Source organism: Bradyrhizobium retamae, from assembly GCF_001440415.1.
In the GTDB taxonomy this organism is placed as follows: domain Bacteria; phylum Pseudomonadota; class Alphaproteobacteria; order Rhizobiales; family Xanthobacteraceae; genus Bradyrhizobium; species Bradyrhizobium retamae.
Genome location: NZ_LLYA01000159.1, coordinates 308,945 through 325,380 on the forward strand (window position 1 = coordinate 308,945; position 16,436 = coordinate 325,380).

15 protein-coding genes and 1 pseudogene are annotated in these 16,436 nt (G+C 61.1%); 13 read left to right on the plus strand and 3 right to left on the minus strand.

Annotation, left to right across the window (positions count from 1 at the left end; all coding sequences use genetic code 11):
• Positions 1–9: 9 nt before the first annotated feature.
• Positions 10–1,098 (minus strand): heat-inducible transcriptional repressor HrcA, encoded by a 1,089-nt coding sequence (hrcA, locus tag CQ13_RS21585; protein WP_057844824.1) that lies wholly within the window; start codon positions 1,096–1,098, stop codon positions 10–12.
• Positions 1,099–1,379: 281 nt separating this feature from the next.
• Here hrcA and rph point away from each other — a divergent pair, with 281 nt between their 5' ends.
• The 3 genes from rph to hemW are packed head-to-tail and all read left to right on the plus strand — an operon-like array spanning position 1,380 to position 3,896.
• Positions 1,380–2,093, plus strand: coding sequence for a ribonuclease PH (gene rph, locus CQ13_RS21590; protein ID WP_057844825.1), 714 nt, complete (start codon positions 1,380–1,382; stop codon positions 2,091–2,093).
• Between the two features lie 11 nt (positions 2,094–2,104).
• Positions 2,105–2,734: an RdgB/HAM1 family non-canonical purine NTP pyrophosphatase gene (gene rdgB, locus CQ13_RS21595; protein ID WP_057844826.1), complete on the plus strand. Its 630-nt coding sequence runs from the start codon at positions 2,105–2,107 to the stop codon at positions 2,732–2,734.
• Positions 2,727–3,896: a radical SAM family heme chaperone HemW gene (gene hemW, locus CQ13_RS21600; protein WP_057844827.1), complete on the plus strand. Its 1,170-nt coding sequence runs from the start codon at positions 2,727–2,729 to the stop codon at positions 3,894–3,896. Before rdgB ends, hemW begins: the two co-directional genes overlap by 8 nt.
• A gap of 37 nt (positions 3,897–3,933) precedes the next feature.
• On the opposite strand, the gene CQ13_RS21605 is transcribed toward hemW, so the two are convergent.
• Positions 3,934–5,148: a penicillin-binding protein activator gene (locus CQ13_RS21605; RefSeq protein ID WP_057844828.1), complete on the minus strand. Its 1,215-nt coding sequence runs from the start codon at positions 5,146–5,148 to the stop codon at positions 3,934–3,936.
• Positions 5,149–5,379: 231 nt separating this feature from the next.
• Between CQ13_RS21605 and rsmI the strand changes: the two genes are divergently transcribed.
• The 9 genes and pseudogenes from rsmI to CQ13_RS21645 all read left to right on the plus strand — a co-directional run bounded on the left by rsmI (position 5,380) and on the right by CQ13_RS21645 (position 12,875).
• Positions 5,380–6,333, plus strand: coding sequence for a 16S rRNA (cytidine(1402)-2'-O)-methyltransferase (rsmI, locus tag CQ13_RS21610; RefSeq protein ID WP_057844829.1), 954 nt, complete (start codon positions 5,380–5,382; stop codon positions 6,331–6,333).
• Positions 6,320–6,733: a YraN family protein gene (locus CQ13_RS21615; protein WP_057844830.1), complete on the plus strand. Its 414-nt coding sequence runs from the start codon at positions 6,320–6,322 to the stop codon at positions 6,731–6,733. The genes rsmI and CQ13_RS21615 overlap by 14 nt, the downstream gene beginning before the upstream one ends.
• Before the next feature lie 31 nt (positions 6,734–6,764).
• A complete protein-coding gene (gshB, locus tag CQ13_RS21620) occupies positions 6,765–7,712 on the plus strand; it encodes a glutathione synthase (protein ID WP_057844831.1) in 948 nt (315 codons plus the stop codon).
• A gap of 284 nt (positions 7,713–7,996) precedes the next feature.
• Positions 7,997–8,824 carry a hypothetical protein gene (locus CQ13_RS21625; protein WP_057844832.1) on the plus strand — a complete coding sequence of 276 codons (828 nt, stop codon included), beginning with the start codon at positions 7,997–7,999 and terminating at the stop codon, positions 8,822–8,824.
• 194 nt (positions 8,825–9,018) lie between these two features.
• A complete protein-coding gene (locus tag CQ13_RS21630; RefSeq protein WP_057844885.1) occupies positions 9,019–9,990 on the plus strand; it encodes an MBL fold metallo-hydrolase in 972 nt (323 codons plus the stop codon).
• Between the two features lie 132 nt (positions 9,991–10,122).
• Positions 10,123–10,431 carry a hypothetical protein gene (locus CQ13_RS21635; protein ID WP_245309256.1) on the plus strand — a complete coding sequence of 103 codons (309 nt, stop codon included), beginning with the start codon at positions 10,123–10,125 and terminating at the stop codon, positions 10,429–10,431.
• An 86-nt stretch (positions 10,432–10,517) separates the two neighbouring features.
• A complete protein-coding gene (locus CQ13_RS21640) occupies positions 10,518–10,700 on the plus strand; it encodes a hypothetical protein (protein ID WP_156433786.1) in 183 nt (60 codons plus the stop codon).
• Between the two features lie 280 nt (positions 10,701–10,980).
• Positions 10,981–11,070 (plus strand): annotated as a pseudogene (locus CQ13_RS43195) (ATP-binding protein); the annotation flags it as partial.
• Between the two features lie 74 nt (positions 11,071–11,144).
• Complete coding sequence (locus CQ13_RS21645) at positions 11,145–12,875, plus strand: recombinase family protein (RefSeq protein WP_057844834.1); 1,731 nt, start codon at positions 11,145–11,147, stop codon at positions 12,873–12,875.
• A 916-nt stretch (positions 12,876–13,791) separates the two neighbouring features.
• On the opposite strand, the gene CQ13_RS21650 is transcribed toward CQ13_RS21645, so the two are convergent.
• Positions 13,792–14,478 carry a metallophosphoesterase family protein gene (locus tag CQ13_RS21650; RefSeq protein ID WP_057844835.1) on the minus strand — a complete coding sequence of 229 codons (687 nt, stop codon included), beginning with the start codon at positions 14,476–14,478 and terminating at the stop codon, positions 13,792–13,794.
• Positions 14,479–15,180: 702 nt separating this feature from the next.
• On the opposite strand from CQ13_RS21650, the gene CQ13_RS21655 reads away from it, so the two are divergent.
• A complete protein-coding gene (locus CQ13_RS21655; protein ID WP_057844836.1) occupies positions 15,181–16,434 on the plus strand; it encodes an MBL fold metallo-hydrolase in 1,254 nt (417 codons plus the stop codon).
• Positions 16,435–16,436 lie beyond the last annotated feature (2 nt).

Consider the following 16,436-nt stretch of genomic DNA (forward strand, 5'->3'; position numbering starts at 1 on the left):
GGGGGCGGATTAGCCGCCCAACATCCGGCTGACAATGCGGGCGGCGTAATCCACCGTCGGAATCACCCGCGCGTAGTTCAACCGGGTCGGCCCGATCACGCCGAGAACGCCGACGATGCGGCCCGAAGCGTCGCCATAGGGTGCGATGATGGTCGAGGAACCGGACAGCGAGAACAGCTTGTTCTCCGATCCGATGAAGATCCGCACGCCTTCGGCGCGCTCGGCCCGGCCCAACAGGTCGATCACGCCGCGCTTGGTTTCGAGATCGTCGAACAGCGACTTGACGCGTTCGAGATCTTCCAGCGCGTGCAAATCTTCCAGCAGGTTGGCATGCCCGCGCACGATCAACTGCCGGTCTTCGTTTTCGCCGCCCGACCAGCTCGCGATGCCCGCCTCGATCACCTTCTGCGTCAGTTGGTCGAGCTCGATGCGGCTCTGCGCCATCGCGGTTTCGAGCTCGAGCCGCGCTTCGGCGAGCGTACGGCCGCGAATCCGCGCATTGAGAAAATTGCTCGCTTCTATCAGTGCCGAGGAAGGCACGCCGGGCGGCAGCGTCAGCACGCGGTTTTCGACCTGGCCGTCTTCGCCGACCAGCACGACCAGCGCGCGCTCCGGCTCCAGCCGCACGAACTCGATGTGTTTCAGCCGCGAATTGGATTTGGCGGTCAGCACCACGGCGGCCGCACGGGTCAGGCCGGACAGCCGCGTCAGCGCCTCGCCGAGCGCCGCCTCGACCGACTGCGCCCGGCCGACGGAGGCAAGCTGGTTCTGGATCGATTCCCGTTCCGGCTCGGTGAGGTCGCCGACCTGCATCAGGGCGTCCACAAAGAAGCGCAGGCCGACTTCGGTGGGCAGGCGTCCGGCCGAGGTATGCGGCGCGTAGATCAGGCCGAGCGCTTCGAGGTCCGACATCACGTTGCGGACGGAAGCCGGCGACAGCGGCACCGCGATCAGGCGCGAGACGTTGCGCGAACCGACGGGTTCGCCGGTCGCGAGATAGCTCTCGACGATCTGACGAAAAATATCGCGCGAGCGCTCGTTGAGCTGGGCGAGCCCCGCATGCGGCGCGATCAAGCCAATCGGATCGTGGTGGGCCACTGCTAACTCCCTGATACCCCTAATTTGTCGATCCGGCGGGCCGATGACAAGCGCCGCTTTCACCATAGCGTTTCCGAGCGAAGCATGCCCTCGGACTTGATCAGGGGGTGGATGCCGGTTCGCGTAAAGAAAACGCGTCAAAACAAGAAGGTAGAGGTTCGGTTCTGATTGATACAGGACCGAACTCTACCCCGAAACAAGGCAAAAACCCTTGCCGCTGCCCGCTCCCCCTCCTACAAGCACCGCGAACGAACTTTCGCTCGATTTTGGAAGGATTCCCCATGCGGCCGAGCCGCCGTGCGCCCGATCAGTTGCGTCCCGTGTCGCTGGAACGCGGCGTGGTCAAATATGCCGAAGGTTCCTGCATGGTGAAGTTTGGCGACACCCAAGTGCTAGTCACGGCCACCCTGGAAGAACGGCTGCCGCCCTGGTTGAAGGGCCAGGGCCGCGGCTGGGTCACCGCCGAATACGGCATGCTGCCGCGCGCCACATTAGAGCGTACCCGCCGCGAGGCCGCGGCAGGCAAGCAGGGCGGCCGCACCGTCGAAATCCAGCGGCTAATCGGCCGCTCCTTGCGCGCAGCCGTCGATCTCGAAGCGCTCGGCGAGCGCCAGATTACGGTCGATTGCGACGTGATCCAGGCCGATGGTGGCACCCGCACGGCCTCGATCACCGGCGCCTGGGTGGCGCTGGCCGACTGCATCGGTTGGATGAAGAACCGCAATATGCTGAAAGCCAACGTGCTGCGCGACAATGTCGCCGCGATCTCCTGCGGCATCTATCAGGGCACGCCGGTGCTCGACCTCGACTATGCCGAGGATTCCGAGGCCGAGACCGACGCCAATTTCGTCATGACCGGCGATGGCCGCATCATCGAGGTGCAGGGCACCGCCGAGAAGACACCGTTTTCGCAAGACGAGTTCCTGGCGCTGATGGAACTGGCCCGCAAGGGTGTCGCGCGTCTGGTGGACTTGCAGAAGCTGGCCGTCGCGTAGTCTGATCGCACATGCACCGTCGAATCACCGGCCGGCTCGTGATCGCGACCCACAATCCCGGCAAGCTCGCCGAGATGCAGGAATTGCTCGCGCCGCACGGGGTCGAGGCGGTTTCCGCAGGCGAGCTGGGTCTCGGTGAGCCTGAGGAAACCGGCCAGACGTTTCGGGCCAATGCCGCGATCAAGGCGATCGCGGCGGCGAAAGTCGCGCAATTGCCGGCCTTTGCCGATGATTCCGGTCTCGTCGTCGATGCGCTCGACGGCGCGCCCGGAATCTATTCGGCGCGCTGGGCCGGCGATGGCAAGGATTTCATGGCGGCGATGACCAGGATAGAGCGCCTGTTGCAGGAGCGCGGCGCGACCACGCCCGACAAGCGAAGTGCGCATTTCGTCTCGGCCCTGTGCGTCGCCTGGCCCGATGGCCATCTCGAAGAGGTCGAGGCCCGCGCCGATGGAACCCTGGTCTGGCCGCCGCGCGGCACCGCCGGTTTTGGCTATGATCCGGTATTCCTGCCCGACGGGCACACGCGGACCTTTGGCGAGATGACTTCCATCGAAAAGCACGGCCTGCCGCCGCTCGGGCTTGGCATGTCGCACCGGGCACGGGCCTTCGTCAAACTGGCGGAGATCTGCCTTGGCTAGTCGCGAGCGACCCCGCCCCAAAGATGCCTTCGGCGTCTACGTGCACTGGCCGTTCTGCCTGTCGAAATGCCCCTATTGCGATTTCAACAGCCACGTCCGCCACGCACCGATCGACGAGAAACGTTTTGCGCGCGCGTTTGCGCGTGAGATCGAAACAACTGCGGCGCGCGCACCGGCGCGGACCGTCACATCCATCTTTCTCGGTGGCGGCACGCCTTCCTTGATGCAGCCGCAGACCGTCGGCGCGATTTTGGATGCGATCGGAAAGCACTGGCGCGTGGCCGGCAATGTCGAGGTCACACTCGAAGCCAATCCGACCAGCGTAGAAGCGACGCGGTTTCGCGGCTATCGCGCAGCCGGCGTCAACCGCGTCTCGCTCGGCGTGCAGGCGCTCGACGACGCCTCGCTGAAGGCGCTCGGACGGCTGCATACTGCGCGCGAGGCGCTCGATGCGGTCGCGATCGCGCGCACCGCGTTCGATCGCTATTCATTCGACCTGATCTACGCCCGCCCCGACCAGACGCCGCGGATGTGGGCGGATGAACTGAAGCTCGCAATCTCCGAAGCCGCCGAGCACCTCTCGCTCTACCAACTCACCATCGAGGAAGGCACGCCGTTCTTCGGCCTTCACGCCGCAGGCAAACTCAAGACGCCGGACGAGGCGGTGGCGCGTGCGCTGTACGACGTGACGCAGGAAGTCTGCGCGCATCATGGCTTGCCGGCCTACGAGATTTCCAATCACGCGCGCGAAGGCGCGGAGTGCCAGCACAATCTCGTCTACTGGCGCGGCGAGGAATATGCCGGCATCGGTCCCGGCGCGCATGGCCGCCTCGACATCGACGGCGCGCGACACGCGACCGCGACCGAGAAGCGCCCGGAGGCCTGGCTGATGCGCGTCGAGGCCAACGGCCACGGCGTCGTTACCGACGACCACCTCAACAGCGAAGAACGCGCCGACGAATTTTTGCTGATGGGCTTGCGGCTCGCCGAGGGCATAGACCCACGCCGCTATGCGGCATTGTCCGGTCGCGCGCTCGATCCGAGCCGCATCGCCATCCTGCGCGCGGAAGGCGCGATATCCGTCGACTCCGACGGCAGACTGCGCGTGACGAAGGACGGTTTTCCGGTGCTGGACGCTGTGGTGGCGGATCTCGCCGCGTAACAGCCGTCGTTCCTGCGAACTCGCAGGGGACGAAAGATCACGCCCCAAAACTCTTCGGCGAGCCGGCGACCGGCGTGCTGCCGCCGCTGGCGACTTTCATCACCGCAAGCCCGCGCTCGTTGGTGCCGTCGGAGCGGAATCGAAACAGCCCGTCGATGCCGGCAAAGCCCGACGGGTTGGTCAGCGTCTCCGGCGCAAAGCGTTGGCCGCCCTGCTGCTTCGACAGCGCAGCAACCAGCGCGACGGCATCATAAGCGAGCGTTGCGGTGCGCACGGGGTCCGTGCCGTATTTGGTGCGGTAGCGGCCGGAGAAAGCGCGGAAGCCCGACGGATCCGGCGCAGCATAAAGTCCGCCCTGCAGCGTCGCGCTGGCATAGACGCGCGGATTGTCCCATAGCCCGGTGCCGAGCAACTGGATATTGCGCAGATTGGCGCCCGCCGCGGTCAGGGAGTCCGCCGTCGCCACGACGGATTCGCCGTCGTCGGCGATGAACAGCGCGTCCGCCGAGCCGAGCGATTGCGCCACCGTGCGCGCCGCCCCGGCGCGATCGGCGGTATATTTTTCGAAGGCGACGATGCGTCCCTTGCGGCCAACCGCCTGCTTGAACGCCGCTTCCACCACATTGCCATAGGCATTGTCGGGCAACAGCGCCGCAAACGATCGCTTTCCGATGCTGGCCGAATAATCGACGATCCGGTTGACGTCTGATTCGGGCAGGAAGCTCAGCAGATAAACACCGCGTCCGGCGATGCTGGAATCAGTCGAGAACGCGATCACTGGAATGCTCCGCGCGCGTGTCAGTTGCGCGGTCGCCGGCACCGAGGCCGCAAACAGCGGGCCCAGAACGATTTCCACGCCTTCGCCGAGCGCCTCCTGGGTAACTTGCTGGGCGCCCTGCGGACTGCCGCCGTCGTCCTTGATCAGCAGCTGAATGTTCGGATTCTGGAATTCCGCCAGTGCCATCTCGGCAGCGTTCTTCATCGATTGCGCGGCGACGCCGGCATTGCCGGCGGCCGAAAGCGGCAGGATCAGGCCCACCTTGACCTGCCCGGTGCCGACGGCGAGCGGCTGCTGCTGCGGGCCTGGCGGCCCGTCGGGCGCTGACGGGCCGAACGGGTTGGAAATCTGTCCACCACCGGAGCAGGCACCGAGCAGGGGCGCGCCGAGGATAAGACCAAGCGCAGTCCGCCGGGTCGGACTTGACGGGCGCGGAACCGAGGATCCGGGCTTGGGATTGAACGGGCCTTCCATTCTGTCTCTTCTCTTGACCGACCGCCGTCGGTCAGGATTCCGGCTTTCTGGGCCGAGGCACCTGAACCGCTACTGAACCCTACATGCGGGATTCTGCATATTGTCTAGGATTAGTTAACCAAAACAAAAGGATTACGTCCCGTCGCACATTGACAGCCGCAGGGAACTTCGGCTTTGCCGTCAATCCAGCCGGATATAGCGCTTGCACCAAGACCCCTTTAGATTACCGTCATGCGCGCAAAGCCCAGTTCAAGCTACGGCTCCGATACCGAACCGGGTTCGGCCAACCGAACATTTTTGATTGGCGGCCACACTCTAAATGCCCCGAAGCCGGTTCCCGGCCTCTACCTGGTGGCAACCCCGATCGGCAATCTCGGCGACATCACTTTGCGCGCGCTGGAGACCCTGGCCGGCGTCGACATCATCGCCTGCGAGGACACCCGCATCACCCGCCGCCTGATCGAACGCTATGCGATCTCGGCGGAACTCAAGCCGTATCATGAGCACAACGCGGCGATGGCGCGGCCGAGAATTCTGGAGCGGCTGGCGCAGGGCGCGTCCATCGCGCTGGTGTCGGACGCCGGCACGCCCCTGATATCCGACCCCGGCTTCAAGCTGGTGCGCGAGGTCTCTGCCGCCGGCCATGCCGTGATCGCGGTGCCCGGTGCGTCCTCGGTGCTGACGGCGCTTTCGGTCGCAGCACTCCCGACCGACCGGTTTTACTTCGAGGGATTTTTGCCGTCCAGGCAAGTCTCGCGGCGGATGCGGCTGGCCGGATTGGCAAGGATCGATGCCACGCTGGTGATGTTCGAATCCGGCAACCGCGTGCAGGAAACGCTCGCCGACCTCGCCGAGATGATGGCCGGTCGCGACGCCGCGATCTGCCGCGAACTCACAAAGCTGCACGAGGACATCAAGCGCGCCCCCATCGCCGAGCTGGCAAGGACGGCCGACACGCTGGAAACCCGCGGCGAATTCGTGCTCGTGATCGGCCCGCCGCGCAAGGACGCCGATGTCATGACCCAGCATGACCTCGACGATTTGCTGCGATCGTCGCTGGCGCGCGAAAGCGTCAAGGACAGCGTCGCGCATGCGGTCGAGCTTTCGGGCCGCCCGCGCCGTGAGGTCTATGCCCGCGCGCTGGAGCTCGCCAAAGAAGTCAGGGGCGACGATGGCGAAGACTGACGGCACCACGCCGCCGGACGCGACCACGAAACTCGCTGCGCCCGAGCGGGTCGCTGCGTTTCGCACCGGGCTTTCCGCGGAAAGCCGCGCCGCGGCTTATCTGATGGCAAAGGGCTACCGCATTCTCGCAAAGCGCTTCCGCACCCCCTATGGCGAGATCGACCTGGTGGCGAGGAAGCGCAGCTTGATTGCCTTCATCGAGGTCAAGGCGCGCGCCAGCCTCGATGATGCTGCCTATGCCGTCACGCCGCGCCAGCAGGCCCGCATCATCGACGCTGCCCAAGCCTGGCTGATGGCGCATCCCGAGCATGCCGAATTCGAGCTCCGTTTTGACGCTGTCCTGATTGCGCCCAGGCGTCTGCCACGCCATCTGTTAGCGGCATTCGACGCCAGCACCTGAACCAATCCCTCCTGACCTGCGGACCCTCACTATGAAACTGAATATCGCCGTCCAGATGGACCCCATCGCGCGTATCAACATCCGCGGCGATTCGACCTTTGCCCTGATGCTGGAAGCGCAAAAGCGCGGGCACAGCCTTTCCTATTTCACGCCGGACCAGCTCTCGCTGCGCGGCGAGGAGCTGGTGGCGCCGGTGCAGCACCTCACCGTGCGCGACGAGGTCGGCGATCACTTTACCTTGGGAGAGCCGAAGCGCGAACCGCTCGAAGCCTTCGACGTCATCCTGTTGCGGCAGGAGCCGCCATTCGATATCGCCTACATCACTTCGACGCATTTGCTGGAACGAATCCATCCCAGGACGCTGGTCGTCAACGATCCCGCCAGCGTGCGTAACGCGCCGGAAAAGATGTTCGTGCTGAACTTTCCGCAGCTAATGCCGCCGACGCTGATCTCGCGCGACCTCGACGAAATCAATTCGTTCCGCGATGAGCACGGCGCGGTCGTCATGAAACCGCTGCACGGCCATGGCGGCGCGGCGGTGTTTCGCGTCATGCCGCAGGACATGAATTTCGGCTCGCTGTTCGACATGTTTTCCGTCACCTTCAGGGAGCCCTGGGTGATCCAGCGCTTCCTCCCCGAGGTGAAGCACGGCGACAAGCGCATCATCCTGGTCGACGGCGAGTTCGCCGGTGCCGTCAACCGCGTCCCCGCTCCCGACGACCTCCGCTCCAACATGGTGCGCGGCGGCGCAGCGCAGGCGACCGACCTTACCCCGCGCGAGCGCGAGATTTGCGACACGCTGGGCCCGGACTTGCGCGAACGCGGCCTGCTGTTCGTCGGCATCGATGTGATCGACGGCAACCTCACCGAGATCAACGTGACCTGCCCCACGGGCATCCGCGCGATCCAGCGTCTCAACGGCCCGGATGTCGCGGCAAAGATCTGGGATACCATCGAGAAGAAGCGCACCGGGAAATAATTTCTCCCTCGCGCGACCAACTCATTCGCAGCGCGCGCATACGCGCGACCGGACTTGATCCGGATGAATTGCGTGCCCTCCTGCCGGCCGATTGGAACCGACGAGGAGAGCCGCAGCAACGTTTTGCTGCGCCGCCGGGAGTGGCCCGCTGATTCCAGGACGCTATCGCCATCTGATCCCATATTCTACCATCATGCGGCCATTCTTTGGGCAAGACTGCACGGAGCGCTGCCGGATGCTCGGCCGGCCACCTTCGGATGACATTGGACGGAAAGGAAACGCCAATGAACTCCACACCGACACCGAAAGAAACTGAACCCCAGGATGCCCTGAACGCGCGCGCCGATGAGAGGCTCGTGCAGGCCCACGAACAGATCAAACGCGCGGACGAGCAACTCGCGCTGTTGACTGAACAGCTCGAAAAAATGGAGCGCGATACTGCGCATCCGCCATCGTCGCGACCTGCCCCGCAATCACCGGAAAAAAGGCCGGCGCTCCGCACCCTAGCCGCCTTGCCCCTGGCAGCGTGCATCATTGTCGCTGCGCTGGTTTTGCAGTCGTCCTATAGTGGCGGAGCCAAGCAGGTTGTCGCTTGGTGGGCGCCGCAGCCCGTTTCAACGCCATCATTGCCGCCAGAAGATCCGCCATCGCCCGCGCAGCCTGCTCCATCTACCGTTGAGGTGGCCGCGGCGGAGGCAGCACCGCCGCAAGCATCACCACCGCAAGTATCGCCACCGCAAGCATCGACCTTGGCTCAGGCCGCACCGCCGCAAGACGCCTCGCCGCCGACGACCGCCGCGCCCCCCGAACAGACACAGTTGCTGCAAACGATCGCGCGCGACCTCGCGAACCTGGAGCGAACCATCGAACAGCTCAAGGCGAACCAGCAACAAATGGCCAGCGACAATTCAAAAGCCATTACGGAGCTCAAGGCGAGCCAGGAAGAGATGAAACGCGCGCTGGCGAAGGTTTCCGAGCAGAACCCGCCCAAGGCGTCAGCGCCTCCGACGCGGCCGGCTCCAACCTTGCGCAAGCCCGAACGGCCGCCGCCGCAAGCAAGATCTCGGCCTCGATACCCAAGGGAGTGGATCTACGACGACTACGATTGGTAGCCGTCGATGCTGATCTTTCGAAATCTGTCCTGCAACATCGCTTCGACGCGATGCGGTGCGCCATCGTCATTTTCGCATCCCTGTCGTGCCTCCTCATCCCACTTGCCAATTTCGGGAAGCGGGAGCAGCCTGCCGGCACGGATGACTTCGTCCGGGCACGTACTGCAATCAATAAAATTATTGGAGGAAGACGCATGACGACGAATCTTTCGCGACGGTCTTTGCTTGCGCTCGGCGCCGGGTTCGGTGCGACAACGATGCTCGGCGGCAGCGCTCTGGCCAAGGCGCCAAAGCTCGGCACGCAGACGCCCTACTGGCACCGCTTCATGCTCGGCGACGCCGAAGTCACCGTCGTCTCGGACGGCCCGCTGCCGCTCGGAGATCCCTCCGGCACGTTTACCGGCGTGCCGAAGGAGGAAGTGAAGAAGATGCTGTCCGACAACTTCCTTAATCCGGACAACGTCGTGCTCGAACAGAACTCGCCGATCGTGAACACCGGCGACAAGCTGATCCTGTTCGATACCGGCATGGGCACGTCAAAAGCATTTGGCCCGACCACCGGCCAGCAGCAGAAGAACATGATGGCAGCCGGCATCAAGCCGAGCGACATCGACGCCGTGGTGTGCTCGCATGCCCATATCGATCACATCGGCGGCCTGGTCGGCGCCGACGACAAGCCGCTATTCCCGAACGCGCAGGTCTACATCGCCCAGAGCGATTTCGATTTCTGGACCGATGAAGGCAAGCTCGGCAGTCCGTTGAAGGATTTTATCATCCACGCCCGCAAGAACCTGATGCCGGTGCGCGACCGCATCGTCTTCATCAAGGACAACCAGGAATTCTTGCCCGGCGTCACTGCGCTCGCAGCGCCCGGCCACACCGTCGGCCACACCATCTTCATGGTCAGTTCGAAGGGCAAATCCTTCTGCTTCCTCGGCGACCTCTCGCATCACGCGGTGCTGCTGTTGGAGAAACCGCGGATGGAATTCTCCTACGACAGCGACCCAAAGCAGGCGGCCGCCTCGCGGGTGAAGATGCTGGACATGCTCGCCGCCCAGAAGATCCCGGTTATGTCCTATCACTTCGCATGGCCCGGCTACGGCCACGTCGCCAGGAACGGCGACGGTTTTAGATATTATCCCGAGCCGATGAACATGCAGCTCTGAGTCGGGAAGCATTCTCCGGGGCGGCGGGCCCGCCCCGGAAGTCGCCCAGCCAGCACGCGGCGCCAGGGATACGCTCCCGTTTGCGTAAGCCTTGATCAGCGAATCACGACGTAATGATCACGGAGTCTCCCATTGGCCAACCAACCGCCCGTCAAATCCGATCTCGTCTATGAGGACACTGGAGCCATGGCTCCGGTGGTCTATTTCGACATCGTTGGCGCCTACGGCACCATGAACGGCTCGATCGAGGTCGAACTGGCGACCCGCATCCTGGTGCCGAAGCCGGATGGTTCGACCGAGGTGAAGTTCATCTCCTCCGGCCGCATCCGCTGCAGCGCCAACGCGGCCGCCAATTTGCGCAACGGCCTGGATGCAGCGCTGAAGATGCTGGAGCAGCCACAGGGTAGCGCGGCGGCGATTGCGGCGGGGAAGCTGAATTGAGCTCCCCAAGCGTACCTTAGGAACCATCGCGCTTCGCCGAAATTGGTCTTTCCTCAGCGCTGGCAGCCAGTTTGGAGGCCCGGCAAATGACCAAGGATATAGTAGCTATCGGAGCCGGACTGCTCGTCGTCTGCCTCGCTGTGTGGAGCCTCCGGGGTAACCCCGAGAATGAGAGCCCTGCAAAGACAGAGGCAGTGCGCGTTCTCGCCGACGATCCGGCGCTGAAGCTGGTTTCTGAGCACAGCCCATACATGCGAACGGAGCGCTAGCTAGAGCGTTTTCCAGCGAAAGCCTGCCCCGGACTTGATCCGGGGTGGACACCGGTTCGCGTCAAGAAAACGCTTCGAAACAAGAATCTAGAGCCCGGGTTCTGATTCAATTAGAACCGAAAAGCGCTAAGCAGCGTGGATCGAAATGTCGACGATCGGTTGAGCACTGGTATGTCGATGCAAAATGTGCGCTGACAGGCCCTAGGCGCACAATGTTCTCTCAATGTTCTTGACTTACTCTCCGGTTCCCCGCTACCTTCGATTGCGTCGCGGGGGCAGCATGGTTGCGCGGGTATCTACCGTAGCTTTTGAGGGGATCGAGGCCCGCGCGGTCGACGTGCAGGTGCAGGTCGCGCCTGGGCTGCCGGCGTGCGAAGGTGTTGACTATTAACCCACCTTCTAATATCCGACGTTTCCGCCATTCAGGCGAAGGCGGACAACCCATTGAAACCTCAAGCGTATTCCTACCTAAGAATATCAACTGATTTACAGCTGAAGGGCCACGGCAGGCATCGCCAATTGGAGGCTTCTCGAGCCTATGCGGAAGCAAACGGTCTAGAGCTGGCCGAAGGCTCGGAGCTTGAGGACATCGGAGTCTCGGCTTTCAAGGGCGCGAACGTTCGCGAAGGGGCTCTAGGCCGGTTTTTGGAGGCCATCCGGGCCGGCTTGATCAAGCCGGGCTCCTACTTGATCGTGGAATCCCTCGATCGTCTCAGCCGGCAGCAGCTGCTCGCCGCGCAATCCCTGTTCCTCAGCATCATCCAGGCCGGCATCAATCTGGTCACATTGACCGATGGCCGCCTCTACCGGGCGGGAACGAACGACCTCGGGGACCTCATCGTCTCCCTCGTGATCATGAGTCGAGCCCACGAGGAGTCTCAAACCAAAAGCCTTCGTCTCTCCGCCGCATGGGAGAACAAGCGGGCGTCGGCCGCAGCCTTGAAGCCAATGACCAGATGGTGTCCGGCATGGCTCGAGCTAGCCCCAGATCGCAGCGGCTATGTGCCGATTCCCGACCGCGTCGAGGTAGTCCGGCGCATCTTCAACGATAGCGCTGATGGCATTGGCATCTACAAGATTGCTGTGCGCTTGAACGAAGCTAATACGCCAACGTTCAACGAATCAGATGGCTGGCACCAGTCGTACATCGCAAAGATCCTCTCGAACCGAGCCGTTATCGGCGAATTTCAGCCGGGGACCCGTCGAAATGGAAAGCGTGTCGACGAGGGCGGGCCGATCATAGACTACTTCCCAGCGATTATCGAAGAGCAGCTATTTTATCGAGCCCGGCACGCGAAGTCCCAGAGGCGGTTGAACGGTGCAGGTCGAAAAGGTGCTGGCTTCAGCAACTTGTTCTCTGGCTTAGCGACATGCGCATACTGTGGCGCCGCGATGACTTACGACAACAAGGGGAGGGGGCCGAAAGGCGGTCGATATCTAGTATGCAGCAAAGCCAAAAGAAGGCTTGGATGTCGAGGTAAACGCTGGCGATACACGGACTTCGAAGCATCCTTTTTGGCATTCGTGAGCGAGGTCGATATCGCGAGCATTGTCGACGCCGGAGATCGGGTCGATGAGTGCGGCCAAGCTGCGGCTGAAATCTCTGCCCTTGAAGGGGAGCTCGGAAGCGTCGGGGCGCTCATGGATAAAACTTACGCTTTGCTGGAGGCTGGTGGCCCGCCTGATTTCGTTGCCTCAAAGCTGCGCGACCTTGACCAACGTCAACGCGGACTTACCCAGGCCGTTACCGAGAAACGAACGAGGTTGGAGCAACTACAGTCCCGGCACCTCCGGATCAGCGAGAGCAAAGATCACATCCACGCGCTTTTAAAGCGTCTCCGAGGCTCAGATGGCTCCGATCTATTTGAGATTCGAGCTAAGGTAGCCGCTCACTTGAGATCGGTGCTCGAAACTCTCGTCGTCGCTCCCGAGGGAGAGCGGCCAAAGATCGCCAGGATCGTCGCGGATACCCGTAGCTCTTTCGGCGAAGAGGCTGAAGACGTCTCCGAATATATCGAACAGCGCGGTAAGCACCCAGATCAAGGCCGCCGCTATTTCGGTGTCGGATTTCGAGATAGCAGGGTTCGCATCGTGTTTCCGAACGACGATGACCCGCTGCAATACCAACAGCAGATTGTTGCCAAACACGGCTCCATAGAGCGTCTCGACGGGTGATCCGAATCGTTTCCAACAATTTCTCGCGGCAAACTCATCCAGAGTTAACGCTCCGCGTGTATCGATAGAGGATGCCGAGCAACATCTACAGATTTCGTCGAACGAAGTGGGCCGCCCCGGAGCGGTTCAAACTGATCGTTGACTTCAAATCGACGTGGTATGGTTCGCGTTACCTTTCTGGCCTCGTCGTTCTTTGCGTGCTTATTGGTTTCGTGGCAGTTCAGGCTTGGCCAAGGATACACCCTGAACTCAAACTTGAAACGGCGAATTCGACTGCTGTTCGCGCCACGATTTCGGTGCGCGTGATTGATGGAGATACTATCAGTCTTGACGACGGTCGGCCGAATGTTCGCCTGCTAGGATACAACGCACCAGAAACGGGAAGTCGAGCGCGGTGCGAAGCAGAGCGACAGAAGGGCGAAGCTGCCAAGCAACGGCTTCGCGAACTCGTTAGCAACGGCAGGTCAGACTTCAGTCAAGCTGCCTGTGCCTGTGTGCTGGGTACGGAAGGCACAGATGCTTGTAACTTCGGTCGCCGCTGCGGCACTCTCCGAGTTAACGGCGTGGACGTAGGGTCAACGTTGATTAACGAAGGCTTGGCCGTTCGCTTCGTATGCGGTGCAACAAGCTGTCCGCTACTCCCGCGTCCTTGGTGTACAAACGGGAAATAAAGATTCGCAAACAGGTCACTCAGAGACCTTATATTTCCCCATCGGGAAAACCGCGCTGCCGGGTCAGGTAACTCAAGACCGTTAGCGGATAGAACTTCCGCCCGGTCACGGTCGTGATCCCCGCATGGTTCAGATGTCGCGCAATATCGCTATAAGATCGCCGCGACAAATCCGCCATCGAACTTGACGCACACGACTTATCTGTCGGCTGACCGAATTTGGCGCATCCATAATCGTCCCGCTTGTTACCACATCGTGCCAGCGTCATTCACGAAGTTGATTGGCGGCGTTCTGCGGTCAGAAAATATTGCAGCAGTTAATGGGCCACCGAAGCATGCGCCGGTATCGATATTCAGGCGGTTTGGGCGTAGATCAGGAAGCCTCGATCTGGTCGGCGTGTGTCCGTGAACGATAAATGCACCGTGGTTTTCTTCAGAGGATAAGAACGGCTCCCGTATCCACAGCAAATCCCTTTCAGTCTGAGCTGCAATTGACACGCCGGGCCGAACTCCAGCGTGCACGAAAAGCCGTCGAGCATCACCAAATGTCGGGGGAAGCGTCTTTATCCAAGCAAGATGGTCGGCAGGAAGATCGCTTGGATCATTGACCCCATAACTGTCTAGCGTCTGCTCCCCACCATTTGCCCACCAGTTCATAAGATCTCGGTCCGTCCGATCTCTACAAGCAGCTCGGATTAGCAGTTCCTCATGGTTGCCGCGCAAGCATATGAAGCGGTCCTCCTCTTCGAGTTGCTTCTCGATCAAGAAGTCAACGACCTTGCTTGTGTCTGGTCCCCTATCAACATAGTCGCCTATGAAGACAAATTGGACAGTCTTTCCAGCGCCAACCGAATCGCACGCCGCCATCAGGGCAGTCAGTTTGTCAAAGCAGCCGTGGATGTCGCCAACTGCAAACGCGATCGAATCAGCCATTGACCAAACCCGGAAAGCGTGTGGCAGAGATCGCACGGACAGTACGCCCATCTCTAGAAATGAATATTTTCAAAATGTTCCATAATACGTAAACTTCTCAGGGCTTCATTTGAATCTTAGGGATGAACGCGGATCGCGTGCGATTGCAAAAGGAGCCTTCGTGACAGAGAGACCTCGACCCGGCGGACTGCTTCACGTAGAGGACCGCTCTAGTACCACGATCCCATCGCCTTCGGTGGGCATCTTGTGGCTCATTCACTCCGCTGGAAACAATGTGCTTCTTACACAACGAAGTGCACTGAAGGACGCTGAGCCATACGGCGATTGTCTGACCCACACTGTTGGTCACTATGAGCTATGGGAACATCTCCGGGCACTGCCATTTCATGCCTTGAAAAAACGTGGGCTGCCGGCCGAAATCAAATCTGCAGAGTACGAATGCTTTCCCCGCGGCCGCGTCGTCTACGAAAAACCTGTAAACATGTTCATCATTTATGCCGACGTCCGGCTTCATGTTTCGTACGTGATCTCGAGAATTATTGGCGCATTTCACCTGAGCGCACAGGCAACAAGCGTCAGATCAGATCCCCACTATCGGACGAGGTAGTGGCGGATTTCCGCCTAAAGCTCGACTTGTAGCCTTGCCAGACCTGCAATACCGTCGCGCTGCCTGTGTTGGACCTCCGTTGTTAAGGGAATTGAGTGCGAATAAGAATTCATCGAGGGACGCGAGAGATTGGCGGCACATGCATCGAGTTGGAAAGCGCGGGCTCCCGAATTTTGCTCGACCTAGGGCTGCCACTGAACGCGACGGATCTGGCCTCTACACTTCTCCCTGAGGTCGACGGACTTGACGGAGGCAGTGCCGATCTTCTGGCTATCATCTTATCGCATGGACACCGGGATCACTGGGGACTTGTGCCCAAGGCTAGTCGGAAAATCCCCCTCGTCATGGGGAAGGCGACGGAAAGCATCATGCGGGCTGCTGCTGATTTCGTTCCTGATGCGATTGCTTTGAATGCGGCCAGATACCTTGAGCATGGAAAGCTAATCCAGATCGGCCCTTTCGCAATCGTCCCACGTCTGGTGGATCATTCAGGGTTCGATGCGTACGCCATCGAAATTGAGGCAGCCGGCAAGCGCCTGTTCTACTCCGGCGATCTCCGGGCACATGGCCGGAAGGCTAAAATGTTTGAGGCACTTGTCCACACCCCACCGCGCGCCATCGATATCATGCTGATGGAAGGCTCGAGCCTTGGACGCTTGGCTGATGACGAAAGCTTTCCGACCGAGGAAGCGCTGGAGAACATTTTCGTCGATAGATTCAAGGATACTACGGGAATGGCTTTGGTTGCCTGTTCGGCTCAGAACATTGACCGAGTGGTAACCGTCTATCGCGCAGCGAAGCGGACCGGACGGACGCTCGTGGTAGATGCTTACGCGGCAGAGGTTTTAAAGGCGACAGGATATGACAACATCCCAAAGCCAGTCGCCGGCTGGTCTAATCTGGCGGTCTTCATTCCGCAGAGACAGCGCCTGCATTTGAAGAACAATGGCATAGCCCCTCTGGTGGACAGTTACCGAGAATTTCGGCTTTGGCCAGAACAGCTCGCACAGAAAGCTTCTCGCGCGGTCATGCTGTTTCGTCCTTGGATGATGCGTGATCTTGATCAGGCGAACGCCTTATCGGGGGCGAAGGTGTTCTGGTCCCAATGGGATGGCTATCTCCGCGCCGGCAGTCCAGGTGCAGCGCTCATGGCTGATTGTGAGAGCCGTGGCATCCCGTTTGAAACCATACACACTTCAGGGCATGCAGGTCCCGGTGATTTGAGGAGGCTCGCCGCAGCAGTCGCACCCAAAAAGCTCATCCCAATCCACACGTTTGAACGAGACAAATTCCCGAGCTTATTCGAAAAGGTCGTGCTCGCGAACGATGGCGACTGGGTTCTCGTGTAGCG